This is a genomic window from uncultured Kocuria sp., from assembly GCF_947500125.1.
Lineage (GTDB): Bacteria > Actinomycetota > Actinomycetes > Actinomycetales > Micrococcaceae > Kocuria.
The window spans coordinates 15,168-30,606 of sequence record NZ_CANMRA010000036.1; the positions used below are offsets into that span (position 1 = coordinate 15,168).

Annotated in this window: 16 protein-coding genes, 1 tRNA gene and 1 other RNA gene; 9 read left to right on the top strand and 9 right to left on the bottom strand. The window is 72.8% G+C overall.

Annotated features, from left to right (window positions below; genetic code table 11):
• Window positions 1-90: 90 nt before the first annotated feature.
• Window positions 91-1,389, top strand: a complete 1,299-nt coding sequence (gene tgt, locus Q0817_RS17440) for a tRNA guanosine(34) transglycosylase Tgt (protein WP_298591171.1) — start codon at window positions 91-93, stop codon at window positions 1,387-1,389.
• On the opposite strand, the gene Q0817_RS17445 is transcribed toward tgt, so the two are convergent.
• From Q0817_RS17445 to Q0817_RS17455, 3 genes are all read right to left on the bottom strand, one after another.
• The gene (locus Q0817_RS17445; protein ID WP_298591173.1) at window positions 1,371-1,838 is read right to left on the bottom strand and encodes a universal stress protein; all 468 of its coding nucleotides are present in this window, start codon (window positions 1,836-1,838) and stop codon (window positions 1,371-1,373) included. The two genes, tgt and Q0817_RS17445, sit on opposite strands and share 19 nt — an antisense overlap.
• Before the next feature lie 157 nt (window positions 1,839-1,995).
• A complete protein-coding gene (locus tag Q0817_RS17450) occupies window positions 1,996-2,469 on the bottom strand; it encodes a universal stress protein (protein ID WP_298591175.1) in 474 nt (157 codons plus the stop codon).
• 67 nt (window positions 2,470-2,536) lie between these two features.
• On the bottom strand, window positions 2,537-2,962 hold the full coding sequence (locus Q0817_RS17455) for an Lrp/AsnC family transcriptional regulator (RefSeq protein ID WP_298591177.1): 426 nt from the start codon (window positions 2,960-2,962) through the stop codon (window positions 2,537-2,539).
• 161 nt (window positions 2,963-3,123) lie between these two features.
• On the opposite strand from Q0817_RS17455, the gene Q0817_RS17460 reads away from it, so the two are divergent.
• A complete protein-coding gene (locus Q0817_RS17460; RefSeq protein ID WP_298591179.1) occupies window positions 3,124-3,315 on the top strand; it encodes a hypothetical protein in 192 nt (63 codons plus the stop codon).
• Window positions 3,316-3,497: 182 nt separating this feature from the next.
• The gene (locus Q0817_RS17465) at window positions 3,498-5,075 is read left to right on the top strand and encodes a sodium:alanine symporter family protein (RefSeq protein ID WP_298591181.1); all 1,578 of its coding nucleotides are present in this window, start codon (window positions 3,498-3,500) and stop codon (window positions 5,073-5,075) included.
• Window positions 5,076-5,168: 93 nt separating this feature from the next.
• Here the strand turns inward: Q0817_RS17465 and Q0817_RS17470 are convergent, their stop codons facing one another.
• Window positions 5,169-5,891: a TVP38/TMEM64 family protein gene (locus Q0817_RS17470; RefSeq protein WP_298591183.1), complete on the bottom strand. Its 723-nt coding sequence runs from the start codon at window positions 5,889-5,891 to the stop codon at window positions 5,169-5,171.
• An 86-nt stretch (window positions 5,892-5,977) separates the two neighbouring features.
• Here Q0817_RS17470 and Q0817_RS17475 point away from each other — a divergent pair, with 86 nt between their 5' ends.
• On the top strand, window positions 5,978-6,787 hold the full coding sequence (locus Q0817_RS17475; RefSeq protein ID WP_298591185.1) for an MBL fold metallo-hydrolase: 810 nt from the start codon (window positions 5,978-5,980) through the stop codon (window positions 6,785-6,787).
• Here Q0817_RS17475 and Q0817_RS17480 read toward each other — a convergent pair.
• Complete coding sequence (locus Q0817_RS17480; RefSeq protein WP_298591187.1) at window positions 6,772-7,440, bottom strand: DUF4126 domain-containing protein; 669 nt, start codon at window positions 7,438-7,440, stop codon at window positions 6,772-6,774. The genes Q0817_RS17475 and Q0817_RS17480 overlap by 16 nt on opposite strands.
• Window positions 7,441-7,470: 30 nt before the next feature.
• Window positions 7,471-8,184 (bottom strand): queuosine precursor transporter, encoded by a 714-nt coding sequence (locus tag Q0817_RS17485; protein WP_298591189.1) that lies wholly within the window; start codon window positions 8,182-8,184, stop codon window positions 7,471-7,473.
• A 227-nt stretch (window positions 8,185-8,411) separates the two neighbouring features.
• On the opposite strand from Q0817_RS17485, the gene Q0817_RS17490 reads away from it, so the two are divergent.
• The gene (locus Q0817_RS17490; RefSeq protein WP_298591191.1) at window positions 8,412-9,269 is read left to right on the top strand and encodes a hydroxymethylpyrimidine/phosphomethylpyrimidine kinase; all 858 of its coding nucleotides are present in this window, start codon (window positions 8,412-8,414) and stop codon (window positions 9,267-9,269) included.
• Between the two features lie 205 nt (window positions 9,270-9,474).
• Complete coding sequence (locus Q0817_RS17495) at window positions 9,475-10,143, top strand: TetR/AcrR family transcriptional regulator (protein WP_298591193.1); 669 nt, start codon at window positions 9,475-9,477, stop codon at window positions 10,141-10,143.
• Here the strand turns inward: Q0817_RS17495 and Q0817_RS17500 are convergent.
• Window positions 10,127-10,477 carry a type II toxin-antitoxin system VapB family antitoxin gene (locus Q0817_RS17500; RefSeq protein WP_298591195.1) on the bottom strand — a complete coding sequence of 117 codons (351 nt, stop codon included), beginning with the start codon at window positions 10,475-10,477 and terminating at the stop codon, window positions 10,127-10,129. The two genes, Q0817_RS17495 and Q0817_RS17500, sit on opposite strands and share 17 nt — an antisense overlap.
• Before the next feature lie 158 nt (window positions 10,478-10,635).
• Window positions 10,636-12,009 carry a hypothetical protein gene (locus Q0817_RS17505; protein WP_298591197.1) on the bottom strand — a complete coding sequence of 458 codons (1,374 nt, stop codon included), beginning with the start codon at window positions 12,007-12,009 and terminating at the stop codon, window positions 10,636-10,638.
• A gap of 179 nt (window positions 12,010-12,188) precedes the next feature.
• Between Q0817_RS17505 and Q0817_RS17510 the strand changes: the two genes are divergently transcribed.
• The gene (locus Q0817_RS17510) at window positions 12,189-12,884 is read left to right on the top strand and encodes a hypothetical protein (protein WP_298591199.1); all 696 of its coding nucleotides are present in this window, start codon (window positions 12,189-12,191) and stop codon (window positions 12,882-12,884) included.
• 115 nt (window positions 12,885-12,999) lie between these two features.
• Here Q0817_RS17510 and Q0817_RS17515 read toward each other — a convergent pair.
• Window positions 13,000-13,084: transfer RNA gene (locus Q0817_RS17515), tRNA-Ser, on the bottom strand.
• Window positions 13,085-13,217: 133 nt separating this feature from the next.
• On the opposite strand from Q0817_RS17515, the gene ffs reads away from it, so the two are divergent.
• Both ffs and Q0817_RS17525 read left to right on the top strand, forming a co-directional pair.
• Window positions 13,218-13,314: signal recognition particle sRNA small type (gene ffs / locus Q0817_RS17520), an RNA gene on the top strand.
• Window positions 13,315-13,389: 75 nt separating this feature from the next.
• Window positions 13,390-15,439 (top strand): DNA polymerase III subunit gamma and tau (locus tag Q0817_RS17525; protein WP_298591201.1); only part of this gene is annotated, 2,050 nt, incomplete at its 3' end.

A 15,439-nucleotide genomic window follows, 5' to 3' on the forward strand; every position in this document is an offset into this window, starting at 1 on the left:
TCCGGCGTCCTGCCGGCCGCCGGCTCCGCCCCGTTCCGCCCGGCGGGGCGCGCGGTCGGCCGCGGCCGGCCGGTGACGCACAATGGACGGGTGCCCGCACCAGACGAGACCCTTCTTACCGCTGCCCGCTCCACCTTCGGCTTCGAGCTGGAGCACCGCCTCGCCGACACCACCACGGTCACCGGCGGGCGCGTCGAGGCCAACGGCGGCCCGTTCCGGGGCCGCACGGGGACCATCACCACCCCGCACGGGACGATCCGGACCCCCGCCTTCGTCCCGGTCGGCACCGCCGCCACCGTCAAGGCCGTACTGCCCGAGTCCATGGCGGAGCTCGGCGCGCAGGCCCTGCTCGCCAACGCCTACCACCTCTACCTCCAGCCCGGCGCCGATGTCCTGGACGCCGCGGGCGGGCTCGGCGCGTTCATGAACTGGTCCGGCCCCACGTTCACGGACTCCGGGGGCTTCCAGGTCATGTCCCTGGGCTCGGGGTTCCGGAAGGTCATCGACATGTCCACGGCCGCGGCCTCGGCGGCGGGGGACGACGACGTCGCGACCGGCAAGGAGCGCATGGCGCGGGTCGACGACGACGGCGTCACCTTCACGTCCCACATCAACGGGGACGTCCACCGGTTCACCCCGGAGATCTCGATGCAGGTGCAGCACCGGCTGGGCGCGGACGTCATGTTCGCGTTCGACGAGCTGACCACGCTGCACAACTCCCGCGGCTACCAGGAGACGTCCCTCGAGCGGACCCGCCGGTGGGCGCAGCGGTGCGTGGCCGAGCACGTGCGGCTCACCGAGGAGCGCGCCGACAGGCCGTACCAGGCCCTGTTCGGCGTGATCCAGGGCGCCCAGTACGAGGACCTGCGCCGGAAGGCGTGCCGGGACCTGGGCGCGATGGACTTCGACGGGTACGGGATCGGCGGGGCCCTCGAGAAGGAGAACCTCGGCACGATCGTGCGCTGGTGCAGCGAGGAGCTGCCCGAGGACCGGCCCCGGCACCTGCTGGGGATCTCGGAGCCGGACGACATCTTCACGGCCCTCGAGAACGGCGTGGACACCTTCGACTGCGTCTCCCCCACCCGGGTGGCCCGCTCGGGCACCGTGTACGCCCCGGACGGCCGCTTCACCGTCAGCAACGCCCGCTTCCGCACGGACCTCTCCCCGATCGACGACGGTTGCGACTGCTACACATGCGCCCATTACACCCGGGCGTACCTGCACCACCTGTTCAAGGCGAAGGAACGCCTGTCCGCCACGCTCACGTCGATCCACAACGAGCGGTTCGTCGTGCGCATGGTGGACGGCGCCCGTGCGGCCATGGCCGACGGGACCTACTTCGAGTACCGGGACGAGGTCCTGGGCCGCTACTACGCGGACCGGTCCTGAGCCTCCCGGTCGGCGTCGGGGTCCTCGTGGATCACGAGCACCGGGCACGAGGCGTGGGCGACGCACGCGGCACTGACCGAGCCCAGCAGCAGCCCGCGGAATCCGCCGTGGCCCCGGCGCCCGACGACGAGCATCGTGGCGTCCTCGCTCTCGTGGACCAGGACCTTGGACGGGTGGCCGAAGACCACGGAGGTGCTGAGCCCGGCCGGCACGTCGTCCCCGAACGCCTCGTGGACCGCCTTGTCGACCCGCTTCTGGGTGATCTCGTCGAAGTTGTCGCTGCCCAGCGGGACGTATCCGGCGTACTCGGCCGGGTACTCCCACGCCCCGACCGCCCTGATGCCCGCGCCGAGAGCGGTCGCCATCCGTGCCGCCCAGCGCAGTGCCTGCACGGACTGCTGGGAGCCGTCGACCCCGACGACGATCGCTGCTGCGGTTCCGTTGTTCATGCCCGATCCTTTGCTCACGTGATCACCCTGACGTGCTCAGTATCACAGAGCGCGGGGCGCCACGCGCACAGGTGCGTCAGGATGACCGGACGGCGCGTACGGCCGTGCCGGTCCGGTCTCCGCACGGACCGGGACGAGCGCTGAGCCGACGGCGCACTCAGCCCGGCTGCCCGGACTCTTCCGCCCCTTCCGGGTCCGCCTCGCGGTCGGGGAGGACGAGGACCGGGCAGGGGGCGTGGGCGACGACCGCGGAGCTCGTCGAGCCCATCAGCAGCCCCTTGAAGCCGCCGTGGCCCCGGCGCCCCACCACCAGCATCGTGGCCCCCTCGCTGTGGCGCATCAGCACCTTGGAGGGGTGGCCGAACTCCACCACGGTGCTGAGCCCGGCCGGCACGCTCTCGCCGAAGGCCTCGTGGACCGCCCGGTCCACCCGCTTCCGGGCCAGTTCGTCGAAGTGGTCGTCCTTGAAGTGGACGAAGTTCACGTACTCGGGCGGGTTCTCCCACGCGCCCACGACCTTCACGGTCGCCCCGTACGCCGGCGCGAGGCGCGCGGCCCAGCGCAGCGCCGCCACGGACTGGGGAGACCCGTCGACCCCCACCACGATCGTTTCGTCCGTCTGCTGATCCATATCCGACCCCTCGCTGTCCTGACGACGATGCTGTGCGCCCAGTATCACAGAGCGAGGGGCGCCACGCTCACAGATGCGAGAGGATGACCGAACTCCTCGTGTGGTTGACCCCCTTCCACTCCCTGATCCGGACCATGACGTCCTCGAGGTGGGTGGTGTTCTCGGCGCGGATGAGGAAGATCCCGTCCGCCTCGCCGGTGACCGTGTACGCCGCGGTCACCTCGGGGATGTCGGCGGCCATCGTGCGCATCATCGACGGCGACAGGCCGCCGTCGCAGTGCAGCTCCACGAAGGCCTGGATGTGCCACCCCAGGACCGAGGGGTCGATCTCCGCGGTGAAGCCCTTGACGGCACCCGTCTGCTGCAGGACGTCGACGCGACGCTTGACCGCGGGGGCCGACAGACCCACCTTCTGGCCGATGGCCGCGTAGCTCTCGCGGCTGTCCTGAATCAAACACGCAATGATCTGTTGGTCAATATCGTCAAGACGCAACGATTCACCTCTCCCGTGAGCGTTCTCACATTGAAAGTCTCACTATCGGCCCGTTAGACTTTAGATGTCAACCGGGGCGGCGTCCTCAGCCGAACCACCTGGCGATCTGCCCCCGGACCCACGAATCTCCTCGCACCGCGCACAGAAAGCTTGATGTTCCCATGGCTCTCCTCTTCGTCTTCGGCCTCCCCGCCCTGCTCTTCACCGCCATCGGCCGGGCAGCGGCTCCCGCCCGCACCACCTCGGTGGGCAGCGCCCTGCGCAACGCCGGCAGCGACCTGGCCCGCGGTCTCCGCGTGTGCGCCATGACCTCCCCCCAGTTCCTGACCGGCGGGGCGCGCGCCGGCCGCTGATCGAGCGCCACCGGTGTCGACGGTGACGCCGCTCCGGCTCCGCGGAACAGCCCGGTCCCCCACGACACCGTCGCGGGAGGCCGGGCTGTTCCGCGTTAACTTCTTGTTGCCACGACAAGATCGCACTTTCGATGACACGCGTGTCTGTTGCCAAGCGGCTGTTCGCAGGGTGTAGTTAGCGAATGGAGATTCTTCAAGCGGTACCCATGACCACGGTGGCCGAGGACGTCGAGTGGCTGGCTGCCATCGATGAGGCCATCAACTCGGCCTTCGCTCCGATCACCGAGATCTTCTCGACCATCGTCTTCGTCCCCATCACCGTCGCGGGCGTCAGCTTCCCGTTCGTCGTGGCCTGGCTCATCGCGGCCGGCCTGATCTTCACCGTCTACTTCGGCTTCATCCAGTTCCGCGGCCTCAAGGTGTCCTGGGACGTGGTGCGGGGCAAGTTCTCGTCCAAGGACGACCCCGGTGAGGTCCCCCACTTCCAAGCCCTGACCTCCGCGCTGTCCGGAACCGTGGGGCTGGGCAACATCGCCGGCGTGGGCGCGGCGATGGCCCTCGGCGGGCCGGGCGCGACCTTCTGGATGATCTGCGCCGGCCTGCTCGGCATGGCCACGAAGTTCGCCGAGTGCACCCTCGGCGTGAAGTACCGGGAGGTCCACGAGGACGGCACCGTCAGCGGCGGGCCCTTCCGGTACCTGCTCGTCGCCTACGGCAAGTTCGGCAGCGTCGTCGCCAAGATCTTCACCGGCATCTTCGCCGTCGCGATCCTCCTCTTCGGCGCGGCCGGCGGCAACATGTTCCAGGCCAACCAGACGTTCGCGCAGGCCCGCAACGTGACGGGCGGCCCCGACGGCTTCCTCGGCAGCGCCGGGGCGGCTCTCATCTTCGGGCTGATCCTCGCGGGCTGCGTGGGCCTGGTCATCATCGGCGGCATCAAGTCGATCGGCGCGACCACGAGCCGGCTGGTGCCGGCCATGGCCGCCGTCTACGTCACCGCGTGCCTCGTCGTCATCCTCGTCAACCTGCCCCAGGTGCCGGCCGCTTTCGCCTCCATCGTCGACGGCGCGTTCTCCCCCGAGGGGATGGCCGGCGGCGTCCTGGGCGTCATGATCGTGGGCTTCCAGCGCGCGGCGTTCTCCAACGAGGCCGGTCTGGGCTCCGCCCCGATCGCCCACTCGGCCGTCAAGACCCGCCGCCCCGTGAGCGAGGGATTCGTGGCGATGTTCGAGCCCTTCGTGGACACCGTGATCATCTGCACCATGACGGCCCTCGCCATCATCATCGCCGGTGCCCCCAGCCTGCAGGCCGGCATCGACCAGGTGCAGGCCGGTGAGGGCGCTCCCGACGGCGTCATCCTCACCTCGGACGCCTTCGCCACGGTCATCCCCTGGTTCCCGATCATCCTGGCGATCGCAGTGATCCTGTTCGCCTTCTCCACCCTGATCACCTGGTTCTACTACGGCCTCAAGGCGTGGGAGTTCCTGTTCGGGCGCAGCCGGCTCAGCGACAACATCTTCCGCGGCATCTACCTGTTCTTCACCGTGGCCGGTACCGTCCTGACCTTCAGCGAGGTCATCGCCTTCGCCGACGCGGCGCTGTTCGTCTGCGGCTTCGTCAACCTGCTCGGCGTCTACCTGCTCCTGCCCGTCATCAAGAAGGAGATGAAGGAGTACCTCGCCGACCGCAAGAGCGGCACCCTCCACCTCCTCGGCAACGAGCCGACGGACGGATCCACCGCGGTCCGCAACGAGGTCTAGCCGCACGGCCGCACCCGCGGCCGCACCGAGCGCGACTGACGCCCGGTCCTCGTCCCGAGGGCCGGGCGTCGCCCTGGCCGGGGACGGCTGCGCCTACTCGGCGGCCCCGACGCCGTCGGCGTCGGTCGCGCGCTGGGACTCGCGCCGGGACCGCCGCCAGGCGAGCACGCCCACGACCACCACCACCGCCCAGGAGGCGGCGACCACCGCCAGGGCCGGCCACGACGGCCGGGACGTGAACGCCCCCACCGCGGCGAAGCTCACCTGTCCCGGCATCCCGCCCAGCAGGGTCGCCCCGAGGTAGTCGCGCTGCGGGATGCGCACGAGCCCCGCACCGTAGCTGAGGGTCCAGTTGGGCACGACGGGCCGGAGCACGAGCACCGTGAGGAAGCCCTTGCCGACGAGCTTGCGCTCGACCACCTCGACCCGGCTGCCCGCGAGCCGGTACAGGGCGTCCCGGCCCAGGAACCGGGCGAGCCAGTACCCCAGCCACGCTCCGAGCGTGGTGGCGACGACCCCGACCAGGCTGCCCTGGGCCATGCCGAAGAGGAACCCCCCGGACACGGCCATGATCGTCACCGGGACCGGCGTGGCCGCCACGAGCACGAACACCGCCGCGAAGACCAGTGGACCCCACGCGCCGAAGCCCTCGACGAAGGCCCGGATCTGCTCCACGGTCGGCAGCTCGTGGCCGATGAGGTACCAGACCGCCACGGCCAGCAGCGCCAGGAGCGCCCCGCCCTTGAGCGCGGTGACCCAGGCCGGCCGCGCGCCGGGCTCGCGGGCCTCCGGCTCCCGCGCAGGTTCGGTGCTCACGTGCGCCACTGTACCGACCGGCGCCGCCGGGGCCGAGGGCCGGGCCGGGGTGCCGGTCCCCCGCCGGGCTCGGATAGTCTGCCCGCATGACCCAGGACGCCGGCACCCGCACCACCGCACTGACCCGGCGGCTGACCGCGCCCAACCCGGGCCCCATGACCCTGGACGGCACCAACTCGTGGCTCATCGGGGCGCCGGGGCAGCAGGACGTCGTCGTCGTGGACCCGGGTCCGGCCGACCCCGGCCACCTCGCCGCCCTGGCCGCGGCGGGGCGGACCGTGCTGACGCTGATCACGCACCGCCACGCCGACCACACCGAGGCCGTCGACGACTTCCACGCGCTCACCGGCGCCCCCGTGCGCGCCTTCCTGCCCGAGTTCTGCCGCGACGCCGCCCCGCTGGTCGACCGCGAGACGATCGAGGCCGCCGGGTGCCGGATCCGGGTGCTGCACACCCCCGGGCACACCTCCGACTCCGTGAGCTTCCACCTGCCCGACGACGCCCCGGCCGCGGCCGGGGACGCCGTCGCCGCGGTGCGCGCCACGGGCTCGGTGCTCACGGGCGACACGGTCCTGGGCCGGGGGACCACGATGCTCGACCACCCGGACGGGAGCCTGGGCGACTACCTGCGCTCGCTGCAGCGCCTGGCGGTGCTGGGCGACGCCCTGGTGCTCCCGGCGCACGCGGGGGTGCGGGAGGACGTCGAGGCGGTGTGCGAGGAGCTCCTCGATCACCGCATGGACCGTCTCGCCGAGGTCCGGGAGGCCCTGCGGGCCCTGGGCCGCGCCGCGACCCTCGAGGCCATCACGGCGCGGATCTACGCCGACGTCCCGGCGCACGTGCTGCCCGCCGCCCGGAGCTCGGTGGGCGCGCAGCTGGCCTATCTCGGTTTCTGAGCCGCGCCGCCGGCGTCCGCCCGGCCGGGGAACCCCTCGACCCCCGGGCGGCGGCGCCGCCGCCTGAGCCGGCGGTAGAGGAAGAACAGCAGGACGGCCACGGCACCCACCAGCACGACGACGAGCAGCGGCAGGAACACGGCCACGAGGGACAGCGTCAGCGCCGAGACGTCCTCCACGGTCGAGACCACGGGCGCGGCGGCGCCGGCGCTCACGGTGTTGGCGGCCGGCCGCGAGACCGTCTTGGTCACGTGCACCACCAGGGCGATCACCACCCCGACGGCCACGGGGACCCAGGCGTGCGAGGACAGGAACGCCTCCGGGTCCGTGACGGTCGCCGTCCGACCGCCCAGGTCGATCCCGGCGATCCCGGCGGTGGCCGAGGAGCCGAAGACGATGCCCCCGGCGGTGGGGCGCACGAAGGTCTGCAGCAGGTCGTTGAACGAGTCCACGACAGGGACCTTGTCCGCGACCACCTCGACGGCCAGCAGCACGGCCAGCACCGTCAGGACCCATCCGTCCGACAGCCAGGCGAAGCCCGGGCCGAGGTCGACGACCTCCGTCCAGCGGTCGAGCAGACCCAGCACCACGAGCGGGACGTAGGCGTTCAGCCCCGCCGCGGCCGCCAGTCCGGTGCCCGTGAGAAGGTCCATGCGCTCATCGTCGGCCCGCGCCCCGCCCCGTCAGCGCTGGGGCGCGAGGGCCTCCCCCGCGACGTCCGTCTCGCCGTAGGACGGCTCCCGGCGCTTGAGCCAGCCGATCACGGCGTAGGTCACCGGCATGACGAGCACCTCGACCAGGACCTTGTAGACGTAGCCCACCACCACGTAGTTGAGGAAGTCGCCCACCGTGGTGATGCCGATGACCGGGGCCGCCACGGTGCAGAAGATCACGGTGTCCACGAGCTCGCCCACCAGGGTCGAGCCGATGAGCCGCGCCCACAGGTGCCTCTCCCGGGTGCGGGCCTTGATCCGGACCATCACGAAGGCGTTGAGCAGCTGCCCCGCGAGGTAGCCCAGCAGGGACCCCGCCACGATGAGCGGGACGGGGCCGAGGACGGCCTCGAAGGCCGCCTGGCCCTCGTAGAACTCCGCCGGCGGCAGGGCGATGACGAGCCAGAACACGACGGAGGAGAAGAGCCCCGCGGCGAAGGACGTGACGATGGCCCGGCGGGCGGAGCGGAAGCCGTAGACCTCCGCCACGACGTCGCCCAGGACGTAGGCGAGGGGGAAGAGGAAGAAGCCTCCGTCGGTGATGACGGGGCCGAACGCGACCCCCTTGGTCGCGGCGACGTTGGAGAGCACCAGGATCACGCAGTACGCCGCCACGACGAGGTCGAAGTACGTGCGGGGACGGCGGGCGAACCCGGCGGGGGCCGGGCCGGAGGAGGAGGACACGGTCGGTCACCAATCTGTTGTGACGCGGCGCCGGCCCGCGCGGGGCGGACGCCGTGGTTCGATCTGTGCGGTGCGCCGGACGGACGCGGGGTGCCCGCCTGCCACCCGGGAACCCGTTCCCCGCCGCCGCGGATCCCCTGCGGGGACCGCGTGCCGGCCGGAGACCGTCCGACAGTCTAGCCCCGGCGGTTGGCCCCGGCACCGGACGGGGGCGCACAATGGCTCCCATGACCGACACCAGCACCGCAGACACCCCCGCCGCCGCGGACCCCGCCGCCCAGCCGTCCGTCGCCCTGACGATCGCCGGCTCCGAGGCCACCGGCGGCGCCGGCGCGCAGGCGGACCTCAAGACCTTCCAGGAGCTCGGGGTCTTCGGCTCCCTCGCACTCACCTGCATCGTGTCCTTCGACCCGGCCGCGGACTGGGGCCACCGCCTGTTCCCCGTGCCGCAGGACGTGCTGCGCGAGCAGCTCGAGGCGATCACGGCGGCCCACGAGCTCGACGCCGTCAAGATCGGCATGCTGGGCAGCCCCGAGACCATCGCCACCACCGCCGAGGTGCTCACCGCGCTGGCGCCGCGCCACCTCGTCCTCGACCCGGTGCTCATCTGCAAGGGCCAGGAGCCCGGCGCGGCCCTGGACACGGACGAGGCGCTGAAGGCGAAGGTCCTGCCCCTGGCCACCTTCGTGACCCCGAACCACTTCGAGTCCCTCTCCCTGTCCGGCATGGACGAGATCAGCACGGTCGAGCACCTCGAGGAGGCCGCGCGGCGGATCCACGAGACGTCCGGCGCCGTGGTCCTCGCCAAGGGCGGGGTCCGCCTCGCCGGTCCCGACGCGGTCGACGTCTTCTACGACGGGACCACCCTCGAGGTGCTCTCCGAGCCCAAGGTCGGCGAGGTCCCCGTGGCCGGGGCGGGCTGCACGCTCGCGGCCGCGGTCGCCGCGGAGCTCGCGAAGGGGGCCGAGCCCCTCGAGGCCGCCCGCACCGCGAAGGCCTTCGTCTCCGCCGGCATCCGGCGCCGCATCACCTCGCGCGCCCCGTTCGACTCCCTCTGGCAGGGCGGCTCCGCCGCCGAGCGGTGAGCGGGAGCCGGCCCCGCCCGGACGGCGGCCGGGGCCGGACGGCGACCGGCCCGCCCTCCTGCTGAGGGTTTCCTGGACGTTTCCCCAGATTGTCTGCGCGAAGGAGCCGAATTCCCGGAAACGGTGGTGTCATAGTCAGACATACCGTCACCAAGGCTCAGTACAGTGTGCATAATTTGGTGACACGCACAGATAAGGTGTCATCATGCCTCGTATTTCTGCGGCCACCAACGCCGCGCAGCGGGAGAACACCAAACGAGCGATCCTCGACTCCTTCGGCCAGCTGCTCTACCAGCAGGGCCTCACCGGTCTGACCATGACGCACGTGGCCAAGAACGCCGGCGTGGGACGCACCGCGGTCTACAACTACTTCGCGGACATGGGTGAGCTGCTCGTGGCCTACGCCCTGGACGAGACCGAGCGGTTCATGACCGACCTGCGCCGCGATCTGGAGGGCGTCGCCAACCCGGTCGACCGGCTCGCCGTCTACATCCGCGCCCAGATCGAGGACCTCACCCGGCGCCACCTTCCCCCGGGCCCCACCATGCGCACCGTCCTCTCGCCGGAGGACTACCAGAAGCTGGGCGAGCACGTGGGCGAACTGCAGGGACTGCTGGCCGCGATCCTGCGGGACGCGATCGGTCAGGCCTATCTGCCGGCGGGCGACATCTCGGAGCTCGCCGCCCTGGTCCACGGCTCCCTGACCGCCGCGGCGGACCGCGGCCAGAACTCCGACCAGGACCGGGCGGCGCGGGAGCAGCACATCCGCTCCACCGTGCGCTTCATCCAGCAGGGCCTGGGGGCGCAGTTCGACGCCGAGGGCCACCCCGTGCCGCTCGCCCCGGAGAGGCCCCCGCTCAGCGCGGCGTCCTGACCGTGCCCCGGTCGGCCCCCGCCCGCTCGTCCGGCCCGGGACCGAGCTCCAGCACGCGCGCGTGCATCACGGTGCGGTGGTGCAGCGCGGTGCGCAGCGCCCGGTGCAGCCCGTCCTCCAGGTAGAGGTGGCCGTCCCACCGGACCACGTGCGGGAAGAGGTCGCCGTAGAACGTGGAGTCCGCGTCCAGCAGGGTCGCCAGGTCCAGGGTCGTCTTCGTGGTGATCAACCGGTCCAGGCGGACCTGACGCGGCGGGATGCCGGACCAGTCGGTCGGCGTGACGAGGCCGTGGTCCGGGTACGGGCGGGAGTCCCCCACGGCCTTGAAGATCATGCGTTCATCCTAGGGGCGGGCCCCGTGGCGCGCGGGGAGCCGTCGCCGGGCGACGCCGGGGCCGCCCGAGCCGCCGTCACCGGCCGCGCAGGTGCCACCGGCGGCGCCAGGGCTCCCCGCCGGGGCCACCGGCGGGGAGCCCCGGCGCGTGCCGGGGGTCAGTTCCGGGTCACGGTGACGGCCCGGGTGGTGGCGTCCCACTCGATCCGGCCGCCGGTGTAGTTCTGGGCCATGCCGCTCGAGGTGGAGTACTCGTCGGTGGTCGGGTAGCCCAGGCCCCGCTCGTGGCCCAGCGCCGCCCACTTCCGGCCGATGGCCCCGAACTCCTTGATCGCGTTGGAGGCAGTGCGCGAGGACCACATGATCTTGGTCCGCTTCCCGGACGCGTCGAAGACCTGGTAGGCGCCGCCGTCGGCGGTCCGCTTCTCGTTGGTCACCGGCGGGCCGTAGCTGCCGGCGTAGCCGCCGGCCGCGAACTTCCTGCCGATGGACCCGCCGTAGTCGACGATCCGGGTCCCGGTGGCCTTGGACCAGTAGAGGGCCTTGTCCCGGCCGTCGGCCCCCGCGAAGCGCTGGTAGACGGAGCCGTACCCCGAGGGGTACTCCGCGCTGACCGGCGTGGCCCACGCGGTGCCGCCCAGTGCCGCCCACGTGCGTCCGATCGCGCCGGTGAGCTGGTAGCCGTTGACGACGTCGTTGCCGGTGGGCGTGGCGGTCTCGGGCTCCGGGGCCGCGCCGGTGCCGGCGTAGAGCCGGTCGACGTCGTCGCCGACCAGGTCGGCCAGGTCGTAGTTGGTGTGGTGCAGCCCGGCCATCACCACGCGGTCCGCCTTCGCGAAACCGGCCTTCTGGTAGGCGGCCGCGCCCTTGCCGGCCGCCTCCAGGGCGGACCACGTGGACGGCTGGGTGGCGCCGTAGCTGTCGAGGGAGCCGACGTACCAGGTCGGATCCGTGGCCCTGAGGGCGGCGTCGGGGGTGCTCTCGAGCCTGCCGTTGTAGACGCCGCCGCCGCCGATGAGGGTCGAGCCGCCGCCCCGGATCCAGCCGGCGCGGTCGGAGAGCACCTCGGTGGAGATGAACTCGGCGCCGCCGGAGTACCCGGCCAGGTGGATGCGGGTCGTGTCGACACGCTGCTCGGAGACGATCCTGGCCGCCAGGGCGCGGAACCAGTCGCCGACCGCTTCGCTGTTGGAGGTCCAGGACCGGTTGGCCGGGGCCACCGGCACCACGAGGATCATGTTCCTGGCCGCCGCCCGGGCGGCCATGGTCCTGAGCATCGACGTGGTGGGGCGCTGGGCGTAGTACTGTCCGTCGCCGTCGAAGTAGAAGACCACGCCGACGGCCTTGGACCGGTCCACGCCGGCGTCGTAGAGGTGGTACTGCGAGGAGACGCCGGCGGCGGAGTGGACCGTGTTGGTCGTGGAGGCATGGACCGGGACGGGCGCGCCGACCATCGTGCCGGCGAGCATCGCGCCGGCCAGGAGGGCGGCGGGAAGGGCGGTCGAGGGCATGGGGAATGAAGGCAGCTTCACGGGGGACCTCTTGGGGGGATAGAGGACGGGGGAGCACAGCCGGGGGGCAGCTGCGGATGCGGCGGAACAGCCGTTCCGTCACATCAGCAGGGTATTGCATTAGCGAACACGGGAGGTGGAACGACGCAAGGTTACGATGTGCTCCTGTTCCGCCTTCTTCCCCCGGAGAGACCACCCCCATGACCCTTCGCCCCCTGGCCCTGGCCGCCCTCCTCCTCCTCGCCCCCGCGCCGGGCGTGGCCCACGCCGCCGAGACCGAACCGGCACCGGCCGCCGGGTCCCCCGCCGAGGACCCGCCCCCCGCGCCCCCGGCCGACGAGGGACCGGACGGCACCCCCGCCCCCCTGCCGGAGACCGGCCCGGCCGATGCGCCCACGGCCGCGCCCGAAGCCGGCAGTTCCCCTGCGCCCGGCGCCGGCAACCCCTCGCCGGACGACCAGCCCTCCCCTGCCGCCGACGGGCACGCGGCGCCGGAGGAGGCCGAGAGCCGTGCGAGTGGGGGCCGCGCCGAGGAGGTCCCCCACGAGGCGGCCCCCGACAGCCCGGCGGACCGGACCGCGGACGCGGTGGAGCCGCCCGCCCTGGAGCGCGCCTCCTTCGTCGGACCCGGCACCGCCGTGGCCCACCACCCCGGCTCGGGAGCCCTGCTCCGGCACGAGCCCGCGCTCCGGGAGCAGCTCCTGCCCGGGCGGCAGCCGGTGAGCCCCGGGACGCTCACGCGCATCTCGCTGGGAACGGTGACCCGGGTTCCCGCGCAGGACGCGGCCGCGGGCTCCTCCACCACCAGGTGGGTCGCGGGGCTCTCGGCGGGGGGCGCCGCGGCGGCCGCCGTCGTCCTCGCCCGCCGGTCCCGGGCGCGCCGCGCCCGCTCCTGAGCCTGCGCCCGGGGGCGCCCGGGCGCAGGCAGCACGAGGAACGACAGGCGGGGGCAGCACGAGAAAGAGCCCCGCACCGGGACGATCTCCCGGTGCGGGGCTCTTGCTGCAGGTGCGGAGGATGGGGGATTTGAACCCCCGAGGGCGTGAACCCAACACGCGTTCCAGGCGTGCGCCATAGGCCGCTAGGCGAATCCTCCAGGCACGCACGTCGCGGCGACCTGACGGCGCCGGAACATGCGGGGTCCAGCATAACCGAACCTCCGGGCAATGCCGAATCCGCGGTTCCGCCCCCGGGTTTCGACCCGCCCCGCCACATCCGCTAGACTCTCTGACAGCCCCTCGCGTGGCGTCATCCTGTTGAACTCCCCCAGGACCGGAAGGTAGCAAGGGTAAATGGGCTCTGGCGGGTGCGCGAGGGGTCTTCTCGTCCCCGCGGCGGCCCGCGTCCCCAGCGCCGATCCGCCCGGCCCGCCTGTCGGATTCCGTCGCTAAGGTGTCATCTGTGACTACCGCCCTGTACCGCCGCTACCGCCCGGAGACCTTCGAGGACGTCATCGGTCAGGAGCACGTGACCGAGCCGCTGATGACGGCGCTGCGCAAGGACAGGGTCAGCCACGCCTACCTCTTCTCCGGCCCGCGCGGCTGCGGCAAGACCACCTCCGCCCGCATCCTGGCCCGCTGCCTCAACTGCGCGGAGGGCCCCACCGCCACCCCGTGCGACCGCTGCGACAGCTGCCGCGACCTGGCCCGGGACGGCGCCGGATCCCTCGACGTGATCGAGATGGACGCGGCCAGCCACGGCGGCGTGGACCACGCCCGTGACCTGCGCGAGCGCGCCACGTTCGCGCCCGTCCGGGACCGGTACAAGATCTTCATCATCGACGAGGCGCACATGGTCACGCGCGAGGGCTTCAACGCCCTGCTCAAGATCGTCGAGGAGCCGCCGGAGCACATCAAGTTCATCTTCGCGACCACCGAGCCGAGCAAGGTCCTCACGACCATCCGGTCCCGCACCCACCACTACCCCTTCCGCCTGGTTCCCACCGAGCCGCTCATGCACTACCTCGAGCAGCTCTGCGCCGAGGAGCACGTGCAGGTGGCCCCCGGCGTGCTCTCCCTCGTGGTCCGCGCCGGCGCCGGGTCCGTCCGCGACACCCTCTCCGTCCTGGACCAGCTCATGGCCGGCTCCGACGAGCGGGGCATCGGCTACGACCTCGCCGTGGCCCTGCTGGGCTACACGCACGGCGCCCTGCTCGACGACGTGGTCGACGCCTTCGCGTCCGGGGACGGCGCCACGGTCTTCCGCGCGGTGGACCGCGTGGTGCAGACGGGCCAGGACCCGCGGCGCTTCGTGGAGGACCTCCTCGAGCGGTTCCGGGACCTGATCATCGTCAACGCGGTCCCGGAGTCCGCGGGCAACATCCTGCACGGCATGCCCCAGGACCAGATCGCCCGGCTGCGCAACCAGGCGTCCCAGCTCGGGGCGGCGGAGCTCTCCCGTGCCGCCGACATCACGAACACGGCCCTCACCGAGATGACGGGGGCCACCTCGCCCCAGCTGCACCTCGAGCTGCTGTGCGCGCGCATCCTCCTGCCCTCCTCGGAGGACACCACGCGAGGCGTCACGGCCCGCGTCGACCGGCTGGAGCGTCGTCTGAGCATCGGCCGGGGTGCCGCTCCGGCCGCCGGTCAGGACGAGCCCGCCGCCGCACCGGCACGCTCCCCCGAGGCTCCCGCGGCCGCTCCTGCCGCTGCGCCCGAGAGCCGGAGCTCCCCGCGCCCCGAGCCCGCGGCCGTCCCCGCACCGCAGCGACCGGCTCCGGCGGCGTCCGGCACGGCCGCGCCCGCCACGGCCGCGCCGCAGGCGCCCCCGCAGGAGACGTCTCCGCGGGAGCCGGCTGCGGAGGACGCCGAGCCTGCCGCGGCCTCCCCCGAGCCGGCCGCCGCATCCCTCGAGCGCCCGCTCGTCCGGGAGGACGGCGAGCCAGAGCGGTCCGGGGCCCAGGGGCCACCCCCTGGGCGGGAGCGTCCCGCCGGGCCGCGGCAGCCCTCCGCCGCGGAGCAGCCGCCCCGCCAGGACACCCCCCGGTCGGGCGAGCCGGGCGGCAACGAGATCGACCTCCTGCGCGCCTCCTGGCCGGAGATCGTCAACGCCCTCGCGGACATCCGCCGGGTCGCCTGGTTCACGGTCCAGCGGGGCACCCCGCAGTCCTTCGACGGCAAGGTGCTGCGCATCATGTTCGACGCCGAGGGCGACCTCATGAACTTCCCGCGCTTCGAGGACGACCTGCGGCAGGCGGTGCAGCAGATCCTCGGCATCGACTGCCGTGCGGAGGCCGTTCCTCCGGGCGGCGGTGGGCACGGCAGGGGCGGTGGCGGCGGAACGCCGCGCGGCCCGGAGCCGTCGACGCGCCCGCCCGGCCACCGGAGCGGGCCCCGGCCCGAGGCTGCGGGCGAGCGCCCCGGGGGTGCGCCCCGCGACCGACCTGCGCCGGACCCGCCGCATCCAGCGCGGGGAGCCGGTCAGCGAGGACGAGATCCTGGACCGGCAG

What these genes read in the sequence shown, in the direction of transcription:
- Q0817_RS17460 (WP_298591179.1), top strand. Translation starts at nt 3,124, where the DNA reads ATGGCTCTCCTCTTCGTCTTCGGCCTCCCCGCCCTGCTCTTCACCGCC.
- Q0817_RS17510 (WP_298591199.1), top strand. Translation starts at nt 12,189, where the DNA reads ATGACCCTTCGCCCCCTGGCCCTGGCCGCCCTCCTCCTCCTCGCCCCC.
- Q0817_RS17480 (WP_298591187.1), bottom strand. Translation starts at nt 7,440, where the DNA reads ATGGACCTTCTCACGGGCACCGGACTGGCGGCCGCGGCGGGGCTGAAC.
- Q0817_RS17500 (WP_298591195.1), bottom strand. Translation starts at nt 10,477, where the DNA reads ATGATCTTCAAGGCCGTGGGGGACTCCCGCCCGTACCCGGACCACGGC.
- Q0817_RS17445 (WP_298591173.1), bottom strand. Translation starts at nt 1,838, where the DNA reads ATGAACAACGGAACCGCAGCAGCGATCGTCGTCGGGGTCGACGGCTCC.
- Q0817_RS17490 (WP_298591191.1), top strand. Translation starts at nt 8,412, where the DNA reads ATGACCGACACCAGCACCGCAGACACCCCCGCCGCCGCGGACCCCGCC.
- Q0817_RS17465 (WP_298591181.1), top strand. Translation starts at nt 3,498, where the DNA reads ATGGAGATTCTTCAAGCGGTACCCATGACCACGGTGGCCGAGGACGTC.
- Q0817_RS17450 (WP_298591175.1), bottom strand. Translation starts at nt 2,469, where the DNA reads ATGGATCAGCAGACGGACGAAACGATCGTGGTGGGGGTCGACGGGTCT.
- Q0817_RS17495 (WP_298591193.1), top strand. Translation starts at nt 9,475, where the DNA reads ATGCCTCGTATTTCTGCGGCCACCAACGCCGCGCAGCGGGAGAACACC.
- Q0817_RS17475 (WP_298591185.1), top strand. Translation starts at nt 5,978, where the DNA reads ATGACCCAGGACGCCGGCACCCGCACCACCGCACTGACCCGGCGGCTG.